The sequence below is a fragment of the Kribbella deserti genome (assembly GCF_042434725.1).
Lineage (GTDB): Bacteria > Actinomycetota > Actinomycetes > Propionibacteriales > Kribbellaceae > Kribbella > Kribbella deserti.
Genome location: NZ_JBHLTC010000024.1, coordinates 24,403 through 39,555, shown reverse-complemented (window position 1 = coordinate 39,555; position 15,153 = coordinate 24,403). Strand labels below are relative to the sequence as shown.

The window sequence follows — 15,153 nt, the reverse complement described above, 5'->3', positions numbered from 1 at the left end:
CCGGAGATCTGCACAGAACCTTCACGAGTCGTCCGCCGAATCCGGGCAGACGGACTTCTAGTCTCAAAACATGCCAGTCAGCGGAACGGCGCGCAGGATTCTTGTGGTCGAGGACGAGCCGGTGATCAACCAGGCGGTCACCGACCGGCTGCGCGGTACGGGCTACGACGTGGTCCAGGCCTGGGACGGGCCCGGCGCGGTCGAGCAGTTCGCGGCGACCGAGCCGGACCTGGTCGTGCTGGACGTGATGCTGCCCGGGTTCGACGGCCACGAGGTGTGCCGGCGGATCCAGTCCGGGCGGCCGGTTCCGGTGCTGATGCTCACCGCGCGCGACGACGAGGCCGACATCCTGGTCGGGCTCGGTGTGGGGGCGGACGACTACCTCACCAAGCCGTTCCGGATGCGCGAACTCGTGGCCCGGGTCGGCGCGCTGCTGCGCCGGGTCGACCGTGCCGCCGAGCTGGCCAACCGGACCACGACCACGATGGACCTGGGCGACCTGCGGATCGACGCGGCTGCCCGCCGGGTCTGGGTCGAGCAGGTCGAGGTCCATCTGACGCCCACCGAGTTCGACCTGCTGATCTGTCTCGCCGCCGATCCGGGCGTCGTGCTGACTCGGGAGCACCTGTACGCCGAGGTCTGGGGCTGGCCGGGCGCTTCCGGGACCAGGACCGTCGACAGTCACGTGAAGGCGCTGCGGGCCAAGATCGGCGCGGATCGCGTGCGCACGGTGCACGGCGTCGGTTATGCCCTCGAATCGGGAGGTGCCGCATGAGCAGCCCGTTGCTGGATCAGGTCACGTCGGTCAAGGTCAAGCTTGGCCTGCTGGTCGCGATCAGCGTGACCGTGGCGTCGGTTGTCGCCGCAGTGGGTGCCGTCGGTGGGGTGTCGTTCTGGCTCAGCATTCCAGTCACGGTGGCGTTGGCCCTTGGCGTGACGCAGTTGCTGGCTGTCGGAATGACCTCGCCGCTGCGCGAGATGACCACCGCGGCCCGGCAGATGGCCCGAGGCGACTACTCCGGCCGGGTCACCGCGACGTCGGTGGACGAGGTGGGCGAGCTGGCCCGGGCGTTCAACCGGATGGCCGAGGACCTGGCCGCCGTCGATCGCCAGCGCCGCGAACTCGTCGCGAACGTGAGTCACGAACTGCGGACGCCACTCGCCGCGTTGTGCGCCGTACTGGAGAACCTGGTGGACGGCGTGGCGGAGCCCGATCCCGTCGCGCTACGGACGGCCCTCGATCAGGCCGAACGGCTTTCCGCCCTGGCGTCCGACCTGCTCGATCTCGCCCGAGTGGACGCGGGCGAGGTGCAACTCTGCACGACCCAGGTGTCCGTGGCGGAACTGCTGGAACGGGCTGTCGCGGAGGCCCGGGTGACCGGTCGCCACGTGCGGTACGACGTCCGTGTCACGCCGGAGGATCTGACCGTGCCGGCGGATCCGGCCCGGCTGCATCAGCTGGTCGGCAACCTGCTCGACAACGCCTCGCGGCACAGCCCTGCCGGTGGCGTCGTCCGGATCACCGCGCTCGATACCGGCCCCGGCTGGCGGCTTGAGGTCGCCGATGAAGGGCCGGGTGTTCCCGCGGCCGATCGGGATCGCGTGTTCGAGCGGTTCGGCACGTTGGCGGACTCCGAAGGCGGTGGCGGTACCGGTCTGGGGCTCGCCATCGCGCGCTGGGTGACCGACCTGCACGGCGGCACGATCCACTTCGTCGACCCCGGTCCGGACACTCGCGGCGCGCTTGTCCGGGTCGAGCTCCCGCAGGAACCACGGCAACCAACTCACGAATCAATTCATGAACCAAGGAAGGCCCAGGAATCAGTCATGACCACGAACCCGGTCGACAGTCCCACCCCTGCCGCACCCGCTGCGCCTGTGGCGGGCCCGAGGGCGCAGGAGTCGGCGATCGACGCGCTGTTCGGCAAGTTCTGGCCTGGTGCCGGTCTGCCCGGCAACGTTCGCGCCGTACTCGGCAGTCTCGCGGTCGGTCTGCTGGCCGCCATCGTGTTGCCGTTCCGGGACGGCGGGATCGGCATGTTCGTGGTACTGCTCGCGGCCGGCGGCGTGATCCTCGCGTTCAGCGCCAACCGCCGCTCGCGCTTCACCCAGGCGTGCGCCGTCTTGTGCGTTCTGCTGACGTCGACGGTGGTCGTGCGAGATGCGGACTGGATCGTGGTCCTGTGCATTCTGGCCGCGGGAGTGATCTGCGTGGCTGGACTGGTGAACGGCCGGACCCTGCCCGCCTTCGTGCTTTCCGGTCTCGCTTTACCGCTTGCCGGATTGCGTGGGCTTCCCTGGCTGGGCCGTTCGGTGCGGGCGATCACCGGGTTGGGCAAGAGCGCGGCCGCGCTTCGTACGGTCGTCTGGTCGCTGCTGGCGGTTCTCGTTTTCAGCCTGCTGTTCGCCTCGGCCGACGCGGTCTTCGCCAAGTGGGCGGGTGTGCTCGTTCCGGACTTGGACTTCGACTCGATCGTGCTGCGGTCGTTCATCACCGTAGCGGTCGGCGGCGTTGTGCTGGCAGCGACGTACCTCGCGTTGAACCCGCCAAACGTGGAGCAGGGCCGTGGGCCGGTGCGGCCCGTCGCACATCGCTACGAGTGGCTCGCGCCGGTCCTGCTGGTTGACGGCGTCTTCCTGGTTTTCCTTGCTGCACAAGCCACGGTCAACTTCGGTGGGCACGACTACCTTGAGCGGATCACTGGCCTTACCTACGCCGAATACGTCCACCAGGGCTTCGGCCAGCTCACGGTGGCTACCGCGCTTACGTTGCTCGTGGTGTGGGCTGCCGCTCGCAAGGCGCCTCGCACTACCTCGGCCGATCGGGCCTGGCTGAGGGGCTCCCTGGGCCTGCTGTGCGCACTGACGCTAGTAGTGGTTGCCTCCGCGCTCTACCGGATGCACGTCTATCAAGAGGCCTACGGCTTTACCCAGCTTCGCCTGCTGGTGGACGTCTTCGAGGGTTGGCTCGGCCTACTGGTACTTGGCGTGATAGCAGCGGGCATAACCCTCCGGGCGTCCTGGTTGCCCCGGGCCGCGTTGCTCAGCGGTGCCGTCGCCTTGCTCCTGCTGGCCGCGATCAACCCGGACGCGTGGATCGCGCAACGCAATCTCGACCGGTACGCCGAAACCGGCAAGGTGGATTGGTCTTACCTACAAGGTCTTTCCGCCGACGCCGTACCCGTGCTGAACACCCTTCCGGCCGACGTAGCCGGCTGCGCGCTGAAGGGACACAAGCTCAACAACGACGACTGGCTCGAGTGGAACGTCGGCCGCCACCGCGCCGCCCCTCTCGTTCGCAACTCCAGCTGGGACCAGGTCAGAGGGTGCGAGCAACTGCCTGGGTCGGGTTAAGGAAGAGCAGCACCTGGCTGGCGGCGGGATCGATGATCGTCGCGTAGGCCTTGAGCTGCGGGGCGTAGTAGGCAACGCGTTCTTCCAGCGCGGCGGCGGGTATGGCGTCGGTCTTGTAGTCGACGATGACCAGCTCGCCGTCGTCCTCGCGGTAGATCAAGTCGACAAAGCCCTCCAGCACCGTACCGTCGGGTTGGGCCGCGCCCACATACGACTCGCGCCAGTGTTCGCGGCCGGCGGCGCGGCGGACAACGTCCGACGCGAGGGCGGAACGGACCAGCGCCTCGACGACTTCGGCGTGCTCGGTGACGCCCTCCGCGACGCATTGCGCGGCAACCGCCTCGCCCAGACCCGCGCCCGTGCCCAGGTCGACGATCTGGAGCACGCCATGTACGGCGCGGCCGATCGCCGTACCGTAGCGGCCCTTCGACCACGGCGGCAGCTCCAGATCCCTTGCTCCCTTGGCTGTTGCGGGATCCAGCTCACCCACGGCGTTGGTGCCTTCGAGACCGGACGCGCTTTGGGCGGACTTGCGCCGGCTGGCGGTTCTCGCGGCGGTCACGCGGTTGGTCCAGGTGTCGTGCGGCATCGGCGGAGTGCACTTTGTCAGGGCCGCCGGGACCACGTCCGCCTGGACAGCTCGGGCGTTGAACTGGACGGCGCCTGCGGCAGTGGCACCGCCAACGCCCGCGAAGAGTTCGGCGTTGCTGGAGTGAGTGCGAGTGCCCGAGCGGTGCAACGAGACGACCAGGTGGTCGCGGGCCCGGGTGGCGGCGACATACAGCAGGCGGCGTCGTTCGTAGGCGTCCATCTGCTCGTCCACCGGTTGAACCAGGTCGAAGTCCTCGGTTTGCACGGAGGCCTTGAGCTTCACCGCGTAACCGCCTTCGGTCGGCCAGAGAACCTGGACGCCGCGTTGGCGGTTCGGTGCGGCGGTCATACCCGAGAGCACCACGATCGGGAATTCCAGGCCTTTGGCGGCGTGAATCGTCATCACCCGAACGGCATCCGCATCGGTTTCGGGCAGCACCGCCTCGGCGACGCGCGACGCCTCCTCACCTTGATGCGCGGCCCAGGCGAGATATGCGCGCAGGCCGCCGTGCTCGACCTCGGACCAGGCGCGGGCCTGATCGACCACAAAGCGCAGCCGGCGCCACGCATCCCGCGAGCGCGGACCGATGGTCGCGACCTCGAGCATGCGGCGGTCGGCCACGATCTTGCCGAGCACCTCGCTCGGGGTCTGCCAGCGGGCGGCGTAATGCGCCGAGCGCAGCCAGTCCATCGCCTCGGCGACGGGATGGTCCGCCAGTTCCGCCGGGATCGGTGCCGTCAACGTGAACGAACCGCCGTCGCGTTTCCAGGTGAACAGGTCGTCATCACCACAGCCGAACAACGGCGAACGCAAAGCCGTCACCAGCGAAAGCCGGTCGCTCGGATCAGCGATGGCCCGGGCGCAAGCGAGTAGATCCCGCACCTCGGCGGTTTGATAGACGAGCGAACTGGCCTCGGCCCGGTAGGAGATCCCCGCCGCGTCGAGCGCTTCCTCCAGGTACGGCAGCGACGTCCGAGCAGGCACCAGTACGGCGATGTCCCCGAGCCCCGCGGGACGCCACTCGCCCGCCTGTTCGTCGTACACCTGCCATTGCTCGGCCAGGGCCTGCCGAACCACCCCGGCCACATCCGCGGCTTCGCGCTCGCGCAGCACCGAAGCCTGCGCCCGCGGCAGATCCTGATGCGGTTCCGCGCCAAGCACCACCACGGAAGGACCACCCGGCCGGGGTGCGGTGGGGAACTGGATCACCGTGGCCAGTGGTTCCCGTTCGACGGGGCTGGGCGCGGCGCTGAACGCGGCGCGATGGGGATCGAGCGGCTGGTACGACGGCTGGGCGCCGTCGGCTGGTTCGATCAGCTGGGAGAACACCTCGTTCAGCCAGTCGAGAATGGGCGGCACCGTGCGGAAGTTCGTGGTCAGCGCCACCGTCTCACCCAGGGAATCCTGCGCGTCCAGGTACGTCGCGATGTTGGCCCGCCGGAATCGGTAGATCGACTGTTTCGGGTCGCCCACCACGAACAACCGTCCGGGCGGCACCTCGACGTCCCGCCAGTCCGAGGCGGTCGCGGCGGCGCCAGCGGCGATACGCACGGCCAGCTCGATCTGGATCGGGTCGGTGTCCTGGAACTCGTCCAGCAGCAGATGCTGGTACCGCTCTTGCAGGGCATCGCGCACGGCCGGATCGCGGCGCAGCAGATCGCGCGCCAGCACCAGCAGGTCGTGAAACTCCAGCCGGCCCGCCGCCCGGCGCAGCTCGGCCGACTCCAGCACGCGGACCGCCACCCAGTGCGAGAGGTGCCGCAGACAGGCGTCAAGCAACAGGTCGACCAGGGAGACGGCGAGCTCCACCACCGTCGAGCAGTCGGACCGCAGCTTCGCGATATCGGGCCAGTTCTCCTTGCGGCCAAGCCGGCCGAACTTCAGCCCGCGGAACGAATGCAGCAAGGCCAGCTGGGACTCCTGGTCCGAGGCGGTCGACAACAGCCGGCCGGTCTCCTGCACGGCGAGCACCTTCGCCAGCAGCCGGTCGTCCGCATCCCGGCAGTCCGCGGCCTGGGCACCAATTGCCGCACAGGCCGCGACCAGGCCCGACAAATCCGGCATCGCGACCAGCTCGGGTGGTTCGACCAGCACGCGATCACCGATCAGGTCCCAGTCGTTGCCGAAGAGTTTCGCCAGTGAGCGCACGTGTTTCAGCTCGACCCCGACAGCCATCGCGAGCAGCAGCGGTTCGGCGATCGACTCGTCGTCGAGCAGTTGCCGTTGCAGTTCGGCCCAGCGTTCCTCGAACGCGACCGACGAGCCGACCTCGTCGAGCACCTCGATCAACGGCGGCAGGCCGGCCTCGATCGGATGCGCGAGCAGCAACTGCTGAGCGAACGAGTGCAACGTTGCGATGGCGGCGGAGTCGAGATCGTCGAGCGCCTCCGCCGCCGCGTCGGAGCCGCCATACCAAGCTTGCTCGAACTCGACGCGCAGGCGATCCCGCAACTCGGCACCGGCCTTCTCGGTGAACGTGACGGCCGCGATCGAGCGCAGCGGTACGCCGTCGCGCAGCACCAGCGTGGTGACGCGATCAACCAGCGCGTGGGTTTTACCCGAACCCGCGCCGGCCTCTACGAACAAAGTAGTCGCGGTGTCGTCGCTGATCCGCGCCCGCGAGACGGCATCCGCGAACGGTGGTTTCAGCTCAGTCATCGAGCACCCCCGGGTCGATCAATCGCACCAGGCGCTCGAGCACCGGGTCGAAGCGCTTGCGCTCCCAGCGGGCCCGGACCTCGGCATGCCCGATGCTGTCGGGATTGCAGTACGGGCATTGCACCCAGAGGAAATCGGGCACCTCGGGCGCCTTCGCCGGGAACCAGCCCGCCGCGATCGAGGACACGATCGTGTCGAGGGTCTCCACATATCTCGCCTCTACCTCAGGTGTGAGTGGCACCGGAATGCGCACCCCGCCACGACGAACGAACCAGTACGCGGACTCGACCGGCGTGTGCCCGTTACCAAGCCGGGCCCGGGCGGCATAGGCATACACCGGGAGCTGCAGCTTGGTTCCGGCGGCGACCGGGTCCGTTGCGATGGCCTCGAAGCGCGACGGGCCACCGGTCTTCACATCGGTCACGTAGATCGTGCCGTCGGCGCCGATGTCGACCTTGTCCGCGCTGCCCCGGAACCGCACCCGGCCCGAGGGCACGACGATCTCCACCGGAGGCTCGTCGTCGAAACCGAAGCGCAGTTCGCTGGCCACGACCGACGCGCGCCGGGCCGCTCGCCAGCGATCGTCGTCGGCCAGCAGAAACAGCAGATCGGCGTAGATGCGCAGCTTCTCCCGCTGCCAAAGCCGTGGATGACCGGTCAGCCCTTCGGCCTCGAAGCGATCGGCCAGCTCGGCGGCGATCGACAGCAACAGCGCGCGTTGCTCGTGCGTCCATGGCTCACCGTCGCGGGGCAGCGCGGAGCCGACGGTGGTGACAAACGCGTCCAGGCTGTCGTGGATCAGGTTGCCGACCTGCATCGGAGAGATGATCAGCAGATCCTCAGGCTGTTCAAGTGGCTCGACCTGCAGCAGCCGCTCGACGAAGTAGGAGTGCGGGCAACTGGCGTAGGACTCCAGCGAGGTCGGCGAGGCGACCCGGTCCTCGGTGGCGAACGACGGCAGGCCGGCCACCCCGGCCAGGTTGCCGTCGAACCGGGTGAAGGCGTCGCTATTCCTTGCCCTGAGCAACAACCGGGCCCGGTCCACCACCTGGTCGCCGAGTTCGAACCCGGCGCCGATACCCCGGACCCGCCACTCCTGTTCGGTGGCGGGCAGCCGTGCCGAGATCAGCGAGCCCGCGAACGAGGCGGAGGTGAGCATGCGGTCGCCGTACGACGGTTGGTCCCAGGCCGTCGCGGCCAGGCGCTTGTTGCCGCTGAGCTCCCGCAGCGTGCCGAGCAGCCAGCGCGTCGGCAGGCGACGGCTGGATCGCCGCAGATCCCCACGCGGGAACGACGCGACCACGCGGCTCGATCCCGAGGCGAAGGCGACGAGCAACTGGCGGTGCTTCTTGTCCAGGCGGTCCCGCGCGGAGGCCAGCTCGGGCGCGGCCGCCTCGCGCACGCGGTGGGGGAGTAGCGCATCCTCGTGGACTCGGCCGGGGTAGAGGTCCTCCGCGAGGCCGAGCACATACACCGTGTCGACCGACAAGCCGATGCTCGCGGAGATCGGCGCGACGAGCACGCCCGTGCCGAACGTGCCCACGCGTGGCAGCGATTGCTGCAGCTCGAGGTCCAGTACGTCGCGGAGCACGGTCAGACTCGCGGGCGTGCCGAGCTCGTCCAGCGTGGACAGCCCGCGCAGCGAACCCTCGACCGCGATCGCGGCGTACTGCTCTTCGACCGGCAAGGAGGTGAGATCGAGCAACGCGTGGAAGAGATCGAGCACCTCGGTCGCGAGATCCGACCAGGTGGTGAGCAAGGCCGTTCCGGTCAGCCGGCGGCGCAGTTCAACCGCGAAGTCCCGCAGCGGAAGGGCCGATTCGCCGAGCCGGTCCAGCCGCTCCGCCCAGTCGTCGCCACGGATCACTCCGGCCGCGCGGGACAACCGCTCCCACTTCGGCACGGGAATGCGCTGGCCGGTGAAATCGCGGGTCGGCGCGTTCGCCAGGGCGCGGAAGACTTCGGCGCGGGGCAGGTCGTGATCGACCAGCGCGAGCACCTCCAGCAACGTGCGCGCGACGGCTCGCTCGTGCACCGGGCGCGTGCCCGGCCCGTTCACCTCGATGCGGGCGGTGGCAAGTTGCTCATGCAGCAGTCGGGCATACGGCGTGGCGGCGGAGTACAGCACGGCGATGCGATGCGCCGGGGTGGTCGCCAGCGTGGCGATCACGTCGCGCACAACACACCGGACCTCGTCGTCGGCGTCGGAGGCGTTCAGCACCTCGGTGGCCACGGGCCGGTTGCGGCTGGTCGACTCCGGTGGCTCCAGGCCGATCCGCTCCAGCGAACGGCGAACCGTGCGATCGGCACGCCGGACATCGGTCAATCCGGTGATCACGGTCAGCTCGGCGGCGCCGGTCAAGGCCTGCACGAAACCGGCCTCGGCCTGAGTCAGCTCCTGCGGCAGGTACAACACCAGGGCGCCGAGCTCGGTCACTGCCGCCGGCTCCCGCCGGGCGCGATCGGCCGCCGCTTTGAGCAGGGCGGTCACGTCATACCACTCCGGGGCGAGGCTGTTGGTGACCTCCCGGTGCAGCCGGACCAGATCGGGCCCGAGCCCGGACGCCGCGCCGACGGCCGCCAGCGCCTCGGCGCTGAGATCGCACAGCTCCTGGTGAGCGGCGGCAAGGGCCTGGATCGTGGCGGGATGATCGGCCACCGCGGCGAACACGCCCGGGTCCTTGGACAGCACGGTTCGCCAGGTGGCGGCCACCACGGAACGGGTCGCCGGGCGGCGTGGCGCGAGACCGGCCGCGGCGAGCTGCTCGGCCAGGCGCGGCACCGTCGCCAGGAACAGGCCCGCCACGCTGCCCAGCTCCGCGGCGAGGTGGCGGCGGGCGACCAGGCCCGCGGTATTGCTCGGCAGCAGCAGCGTCACGGGCGTCATCGGATCGTCGCTCTTGATCCCGGCGACCACCTCGCGCAGGCAGCCGAGCGCGGCCGCGCCGTACGGCGTGGTCTCGACGCGGATGGCCATGGCGCCCCCCGATTCCGGTAGCGAACAGAGCCGAGGCTACTGGCTGCCACCGACAGTTTTCGCTCTGGTGGTCCCCAGGCGGCCCGGAGGGTTATATGGTCGGCGAAAGCCAAAAAGAAAAGGTTCGTTTTCGCGTCATGAACTTCTCCGGGCCCCGTCCCTTCCTCGAGACCATCAGCTCCAGGTGCCCACCTGGACAGATCATCGGGGAAGTGATCGAAGTGGAGCCGCTACCGAAACGTCGCCGCGGACGAATGTGGTTCGGGCACCCAGCGATACGCCTGCGGGAGGTGGTCTGACGATGACCGCCCGCAGGTTCCGGCTTTTGCGCCACAAGGACATCTCCGGAGTGAGCGGTACCGGACCGGTGGCCGAGGGCGTGCAGTTCACCGACGGCGCGGTGGCCCTGCGCTGGTACGGCGACTATCCGACCACCACCGTCTGGGACGGCATCGAGTCCGTGATCGCGATTCACGGTCACTCGGGCGCCACCGACGTGCAGTGGCTCGATCCCGACGACGGCACCGGGCGTGGCGACATCCCCCGCCCGCGGCCCGATCTACCGCCGCGACCGTGGCCCAAGCTCGGCGGCGGTCCTTCCGAACCACGACAGAGCCCGGATCTCGACTGAGCCCGGCCTCGACCGAGTGCGGGCCCTAAGCCGGCGTCAACCCTGCTACGACGCCGGCCCACGTCTCAGCCCAGGTCGATGCGCTGGACCACATCGAGGTTGTAGAACTTCGGCGGCCCGTCACACAGCTCGGCCAGTTTGGCCGCGAAGTCAGCGGTCTCCGGACGACCCGAGTTCTCCATCGCCGCCTCGTACGACTCGAACTCCACGATGTTGAGGTAGTAACCGGGCCGGTCCCGGTCCTCCGCCACCGTGATCCGCGTCGGGGCGGTCTCCCTCGACTGGTTCTCCGCCATCCGGGCCGCGCGGAACTCCTCACTCAAATCGGCCACCTCGTCCATCCGGGACGTCTGGTACTCGATGATCTGCACGAATGCTGCCATGGTGATCCCCCCTGGGATGCCGGTTGCTTCCTCGACTGTGCGCCTTCGGCCCAGCGGGCGGCAAGGCTTCACCGGCCGCGATGACCGGGCGGATCCGGCGGGGTACGCACGGTAGGTTCTGCCGATCGCAGACGGCCTTCGGTTTTGGGGGTGGCGCCTGCTTGGGTGGTCGGTATGGACATCCTGATTCTCGGCGGCACCGCCTGGCTCGGTCGTGAGATCGCCGCCCACGCGCTGGCGCGCGGTCATGCCGTCACCTGTCTCGCCCGAGGGACCAGTGGGGCCGTGGCCGACGGGGCCACCCTGGTCAAGGCCGATCGGAGCCAACCCGGCGCCTACGACGCCGTACTGGATCGTGACTGGGATGCGGTGTTCGAGGTCTCGTGGCAGCCAGGCCAGGTTCGAGGCGCTCTGGAGGCGTTGGCGCCCAGAGCCCGGCACTGGACGTATGTGTCGTCGGTGAATGCATACGCCGCGTTCGACACGCCGGGCGCGGATGAGTCCGCCGCGACGCGAGAGCCCGCCACCGTGGATGAGGTCGGCCGGGAGTTGTACGGCGAGGGCAAGGTGGCGTGCGAGCAGGCGTCGACCGCCGCTGTCGGGGATCGCCTGGTGATCGCCCGGCCCGGGTTGATCGGCGGGCCGGGGGATCACAGCGGCCGTTCGGGGGCGTGGGTCGCCCGGGCCGCGCGGGCGCCGGAGGAGCCGATGCTGGTGCCGGATACGCCCGAGCTTGCGACGCAGGTCGTCGACGTCCGGGATCTCGCCGGCTGGCTGCTCGACAACGCGGAGAAGGGGACCACTGGCGTCTTCGACGTGGTCGGGCCGACTGTCCCGTTCGCCGAGTGGATCGAGCTGTGCCGGGCCACGGGCGGTCATACCGGGCCGGTGCGGCTGGCGCCGGCCGAGTGGCTCGTGAAGCACAAAGTCGAGCAGTACATGGGCGAGGACTCGATCGCGATGTGGATCGTCGAGCCCGGCTACGAAGGCTGGTCGTCGCGGACCGGGGCCGCCGCCCGTGCCGCCGGGCTGAAACATCGCCCGCGCGCCGAGGTCGTTGCGGACGTGCTCGCCTGGGAGCGCGAGCAAGGCCTCGACCGCGCCCGCCGGGCCGGCCTCAGCCCAGAACGCGAGCGCGCCCTGCTCGCCGACTTGTCCTAGCGGCCGGCGGTGGCGATCGAGCGAGCCGCGTGCTCCGAATCGCCGCCGAGGGTCCACGCGATGATGTCGAGCCAGCGCAGCCGGCCGAGCGCGAGCAGGTGGCGGCGAGGCGGCTCCTGCAACGGTTTGCGCAGCTCGGCCTCCAGTTCGTCGAAGGCGGCCACGTTCTCGGCCAGCAGCAAGTCCTGACGCGCCGCCTCCCAATACGAACCGATGCGGTCCTTCGCCGGGCCGTAGACCCGTTCGATGTGGCTGTCGAAGACCGGAACCAGCAGCGGCCGCTTGAGATGCAGCAGCTTCGACCGCTTCGCCGCGTCTTCGGTGCCATCGCCGAGGCCGAACCGGTCGTACAGCCGCGTAGCCGCCGCCAGCAGGTCCGAGCCAGGCGCCGCGTCCTCGAGCCGGGCATCCACCGGTACGGCGGAGAACTCGGCGCGGGCGTCCACCGCCAGCAGCCGTGGTACATCGTTTGAGCGCAAGTTGGTGTTCATCACCACGAGCCGGCCCAGATCGGCCATCGTCACGTGATGCGGAGCCTGAACCGGCTGCCGGCCACAGGCGACAACGCCGTCGAAGTACCGGATGGTGTCCGGGAAGCGGCCCGAGTACTCCTGGAGAATCTCCAGGGCACGTCCGGTCGTGATGACCTGATCGCCGATCCGCATGACTCTCCACCTCTCGTTGCCACCCGTACTGTCTACCTATCGGCACGGCGGCCGAGGTGTTACAAACAGTTGCTTGAGGCAACGATAGAGGAGGATCGCGGATGCGTCTCGTACTGGTCTCGGACACGCACCTGCCCAAGCGCGCGAGGGACCTGCCGCCCGCGTTGTGGCAGGCGATCGAGGCGGCCGACGCGGTGATCCACGCGGGCGACTGGGTCAGCGTGGACCACCTGGACGAGCTGGAGCGCCGGGCCAAGCGGGTGTTCGGCTGCTACGGCAACAACGACGGTCCCGAGCTACGCGAGCGCCTGCCCGAGGTCAACCGCGTCGAACTGGACGGTGTCCGCTTCGGCATCGTGCACGAGACCGGCCAGGCCAAGGGCCGCGAAGAGCGTTGCGACCGGGACTATCCCGATCTGGACGTGCTGGTGTTCGGGCACAGCCACATCCCGTGGGACACCACCACGCCGAAGGGCCTTCGGCTGCTCAACCCGGGTTCCCCCACGGATCGCCGGCGCCAGCCGCACCACACCTATCTGACGGTCGAACTAGCCGAAGGCCGGTTGTCCTCGGTCACCCTGCACACGCTGTAACCGGGCAGCCGTCAGGAGGCTTCGGCGGCGCGGGCGCGAAGGCGATCGCGGATCTCGTCCGGGCTGTACGCGCGCCGGCGGCGTTCCGCCCGGGCGACCACGACACCGGTCGCGGCGACTCCGACGAGCCCGGCCAGGCCTACCACTTTCCACCATCGCATCCGCCTAAATTAGCCCCTATGGAGACGCGGATCGACCTCGACACAGCGGTGGACCTGACCCGGACCGGGGACGTGTGGGTGTTCCGCGGTGACAGTCCCGCCGACCGGGCCATCCAGCTCACCACCAACAGCCCGGTCAATCACGTCGGTATGGCCGTGGTGATCGAGGATCTGCCGCCGCTGATGTGGCACGCCGAACTCGGCCGGAGCCTGCCGGACCTGTGGACCGGCCAGCACCAGCGCGGAGTGCAACTGCACGACCTGCGCGACGCGGTGCTTGTCTGGTCCCGCAAGTACGGTCAGCGCGCGTGGTTGCGGCAGCTCGACCACGAGGTGGATCGCGAGATGGAGGACGCCGTACTGCGCACGATCGCCCGCCTGGACGGAACGCCGTTCCCCTCCACCGCGCGATTGGCCGGCCGCTGGCTGCGTGGCCGCGTGCCGCAGTTCCGCCGGGGCAAGCGCGAGCTCGAACTGGAAACCGCCTACTGCGCGGAGGTGGTGGCCCTGACCTACGAGGAGATGGGTCTGCTGCCGCCGAACCGCCGCCCGAACTTCTACGACCCGGGCAATTTCTGGAGCGGTGACGACCTCCGCCTGGCCTTCGGAGCCACGTTGGGCGCCGAGATCGCCGTCACGATTCCTCCGGCCTGACCTACCCCGCCAGCACGGAAGCTTCGGTGGCTTTCGTCTCAGGTTCGGCGCGGTGTTCCGAAAACTGTCGGTGCCGGGTCAGATGATGGTTTTGTGTACGCGGTCATCGATACCGAGACCACCGGTCTCTCACCCGAGCAGCGGCACCGCGTGATCGAGGTCGCGGTGGTGCTGCTCGACGAGTTCGGCCGGTTCGAGCGCGAGTGGGTCACCTTGCTGAACCCGCAGCGCGATCTCGGCCCGCAGCACATTCACGGTATTCGCGCGGCCGACATCCTGGCCGCGCCGGACTTCGTCGCGATCGCACCCGAGCTGGCCGGCCTGCTCGCCGGGCGGATGGTGGTGGGCCACAACGTCGAGTTCGACCTGGACTTCCTGCGCGCCGAGTTCGCCCGGGCCGGTATCGACGCGCCGCTGGTGACCAACCGCTCGATGTGCACGATGGCCCTCGCGGCGTACTTGCATCCGGGCGCCAAACGCACGCTCGGGGCCTGCTGTGCCGCGGCCGGAATTCCGCTCGACGGCTGGCATTCGGCGCTCGCGGACACCCGCGCGACGGCCCGGTTGTTCGTGCATTACCTGCAGAGCTTCAGCCAGCCGCCACCTTGGCAATGGGCGTACGAAGAGGTTCGGGCCTACCGCTGGCCCGAGCTGGCGCCGAGCCGGATGGCTCCGGTGGTCCGCCCGGTTCAGGCGGGTGGCCGGCATGGCTGGATGAGCCGGCTGGTCGATCAACTGCCACGCGCTTCGGAACCACCACAAGCCGATTCGTACCTGGCCTTGCTCGACCGGGTGCTGTCCGAGCGGGAGATCACCGCCGACGGCGCCGAACAGCTGGTCCAGGCCGCGACCCGGCTCGGGCTGACCCGCGGCCAGGTGACGGAGCTCCACCGGTTCTACGTCACCGGCCTGGCGGACGCCTTCTGGAACGATCGTGACGCCGGTCCGGTCGAGCGGCGCGACCTCGATCGGGTGGCGATCATGCTCGGACATACCGTCACCGATGTGGACGAGGCCTTGGCCCAGGTCAGCGCCGGGCGTTACGTGCCACCGGCCCGGCCAGGTTCGCAGGGCTTCCCGGCCGGCAGCACGCTCGTTTTCACCGGCGACATGATCGATCCGCGCGAGCAGTGGCACGAGCGCGCGATCGCGGCCGGCTTCCACCCCGAGGAGGTGGTCACGCCGGCGACCACCTTCGTGGTGGCGGCCGACGTGGACAGCCTGTCGCTGAAGGCGAAAGAGGCCCGCCGCCTGGGCGTGCCGATCATCGCCGTCGACGACTTCCGCCGCCTGCTCGGCCAGAAACGCGCCGCTAGCTAGGCCC

General features: G+C 69.3%; 12 protein-coding genes. 7 read left to right on the top strand and 5 right to left on the bottom strand.

Annotated features, from left to right (window positions below):
• Positions 1 to 70 precede the first annotated feature (70 nt).
• Together ACFFGN_RS19995 and ACFFGN_RS19990 are read left to right on the top strand one after the other, a co-directional pair.
• Positions 71 to 775 carry a response regulator transcription factor gene (locus ACFFGN_RS19995; protein WP_380049757.1) on the top strand — a complete coding sequence of 235 codons (705 nt, stop codon included), beginning with the start codon at positions 71 to 73 and terminating at the stop codon, positions 773 to 775.
• Positions 772 to 3,354, top strand: coding sequence for a DUF4153 domain-containing protein (locus ACFFGN_RS19990; RefSeq protein ID WP_380049754.1), 2,583 nt, complete (start codon positions 772 to 774; stop codon positions 3,352 to 3,354). Before ACFFGN_RS19995 ends, ACFFGN_RS19990 begins: the two co-directional genes overlap by 4 nt.
• Here the strand turns inward: ACFFGN_RS19990 and ACFFGN_RS19985 are convergent.
• Together ACFFGN_RS19985 and ACFFGN_RS19980 are read right to left on the bottom strand one after the other, a co-directional pair.
• Positions 3,320 to 6,604, bottom strand: a complete 3,285-nt coding sequence (locus ACFFGN_RS19985) for a UvrD-helicase domain-containing protein (RefSeq protein WP_380049751.1) — start codon at positions 6,602 to 6,604, stop codon at positions 3,320 to 3,322. The two genes, ACFFGN_RS19990 and ACFFGN_RS19985, sit on opposite strands and share 35 nt — an antisense overlap.
• The gene (locus tag ACFFGN_RS19980; protein ID WP_380049748.1) at positions 6,597 to 9,581 is read right to left on the bottom strand and encodes a PD-(D/E)XK nuclease family protein; all 2,985 of its coding nucleotides are present in this window, start codon (positions 9,579 to 9,581) and stop codon (positions 6,597 to 6,599) included. The genes ACFFGN_RS19985 and ACFFGN_RS19980 overlap by 8 nt, the downstream gene beginning before the upstream one ends.
• A 301-nt stretch (positions 9,582 to 9,882) precedes the next feature.
• Here ACFFGN_RS19980 and ACFFGN_RS19975 point away from each other — a divergent pair, with 301 nt between their 5' ends.
• A complete protein-coding gene (locus tag ACFFGN_RS19975) occupies positions 9,883 to 10,212 on the top strand; it encodes a hypothetical protein (RefSeq protein WP_380049746.1) in 330 nt (109 codons plus the stop codon).
• A 65-nt stretch (positions 10,213 to 10,277) separates the two neighbouring features.
• On the opposite strand, the gene ACFFGN_RS19970 is transcribed toward ACFFGN_RS19975, so the two are convergent.
• Positions 10,278 to 10,595: a hypothetical protein gene (locus ACFFGN_RS19970; RefSeq protein ID WP_380049743.1), complete on the bottom strand. Its 318-nt coding sequence runs from the start codon at positions 10,593 to 10,595 to the stop codon at positions 10,278 to 10,280.
• A 174-nt stretch (positions 10,596 to 10,769) separates the two neighbouring features.
• On the opposite strand from ACFFGN_RS19970, the gene ACFFGN_RS19965 reads away from it, so the two are divergent.
• Positions 10,770 to 11,756 carry an NAD-dependent epimerase/dehydratase family protein gene (locus tag ACFFGN_RS19965; protein ID WP_380049740.1) on the top strand — a complete coding sequence of 329 codons (987 nt, stop codon included), beginning with the start codon at positions 10,770 to 10,772 and terminating at the stop codon, positions 11,754 to 11,756.
• Here the strand turns inward: ACFFGN_RS19965 and ACFFGN_RS19960 are convergent.
• A complete protein-coding gene (locus ACFFGN_RS19960; RefSeq protein WP_380049738.1) occupies positions 11,753 to 12,421 on the bottom strand; it encodes a DUF6308 family protein in 669 nt (222 codons plus the stop codon). The genes ACFFGN_RS19965 and ACFFGN_RS19960 overlap by 4 nt on opposite strands.
• 101 nt (positions 12,422 to 12,522) lie before the next feature.
• On the opposite strand from ACFFGN_RS19960, the gene ACFFGN_RS19955 reads away from it, so the two are divergent.
• Positions 12,523 to 13,014 (top strand): metallophosphoesterase family protein, encoded by a 492-nt coding sequence (locus ACFFGN_RS19955; RefSeq protein WP_380049735.1) that lies wholly within the window; start codon positions 12,523 to 12,525, stop codon positions 13,012 to 13,014.
• An 11-nt stretch (positions 13,015 to 13,025) separates the two neighbouring features.
• Here ACFFGN_RS19955 and ACFFGN_RS19950 read toward each other — a convergent pair whose 3' ends face one another.
• Positions 13,026 to 13,175 carry a hypothetical protein gene (locus ACFFGN_RS19950; RefSeq protein ID WP_380049732.1) on the bottom strand — a complete coding sequence of 50 codons (150 nt, stop codon included), beginning with the start codon at positions 13,173 to 13,175 and terminating at the stop codon, positions 13,026 to 13,028.
• 18 nt (positions 13,176 to 13,193) lie between these two features.
• On the opposite strand from ACFFGN_RS19950, the gene ACFFGN_RS19945 reads away from it, so the two are divergent.
• Positions 13,194 to 13,829, top strand: coding sequence for a hypothetical protein (locus ACFFGN_RS19945; RefSeq protein WP_380049730.1), 636 nt, complete (start codon positions 13,194 to 13,196; stop codon positions 13,827 to 13,829).
• A 93-nt stretch (positions 13,830 to 13,922) separates the two neighbouring features.
• Positions 13,923 to 15,149 carry an exonuclease domain-containing protein gene (locus tag ACFFGN_RS19940; protein ID WP_380049727.1) on the top strand — a complete coding sequence of 409 codons (1,227 nt, stop codon included), beginning with the start codon at positions 13,923 to 13,925 and terminating at the stop codon, positions 15,147 to 15,149.
• Positions 15,150 to 15,153 lie beyond the last annotated feature (4 nt).

Bases quoted from the DNA above. Each gene is read 5' to 3' on its own strand.
- ACFFGN_RS19995 (WP_380049757.1), top strand. From the start codon at position 71: ATGCCAGTCAGCGGAACGGCGCGCAGGATTCTTGTGGTCGAGGACGAG.
- ACFFGN_RS19990 (WP_380049754.1), top strand. From the start codon at position 772: ATGAGCAGCCCGTTGCTGGATCAGGTCACGTCGGTCAAGGTCAAGCTT.
- ACFFGN_RS19985 (WP_380049751.1), bottom strand. From the start codon at position 6,604: ATGACTGAGCTGAAACCACCGTTCGCGGATGCCGTCTCGCGGGCGCGG.
- ACFFGN_RS19980 (WP_380049748.1), bottom strand. From the start codon at position 9,581: ATGGCCATCCGCGTCGAGACCACGCCGTACGGCGCGGCCGCGCTCGGC.
- ACFFGN_RS19975 (WP_380049746.1), top strand. From the start codon at position 9,883: ATGACCGCCCGCAGGTTCCGGCTTTTGCGCCACAAGGACATCTCCGGA.
- ACFFGN_RS19970 (WP_380049743.1), bottom strand. From the start codon at position 10,595: ATGGCAGCATTCGTGCAGATCATCGAGTACCAGACGTCCCGGATGGAC.
- ACFFGN_RS19965 (WP_380049740.1), top strand. From the start codon at position 10,770: ATGGACATCCTGATTCTCGGCGGCACCGCCTGGCTCGGTCGTGAGATC.
- ACFFGN_RS19960 (WP_380049738.1), bottom strand. From the start codon at position 12,421: ATGCGGATCGGCGATCAGGTCATCACGACCGGACGTGCCCTGGAGATT.
- ACFFGN_RS19955 (WP_380049735.1), top strand. From the start codon at position 12,523: ATGCGTCTCGTACTGGTCTCGGACACGCACCTGCCCAAGCGCGCGAGG.
- ACFFGN_RS19950 (WP_380049732.1), bottom strand. From the start codon at position 13,175: ATGCGATGGTGGAAAGTGGTAGGCCTGGCCGGGCTCGTCGGAGTCGCC.
- ACFFGN_RS19945 (WP_380049730.1), top strand. From the start codon at position 13,194: ATGGAGACGCGGATCGACCTCGACACAGCGGTGGACCTGACCCGGACC.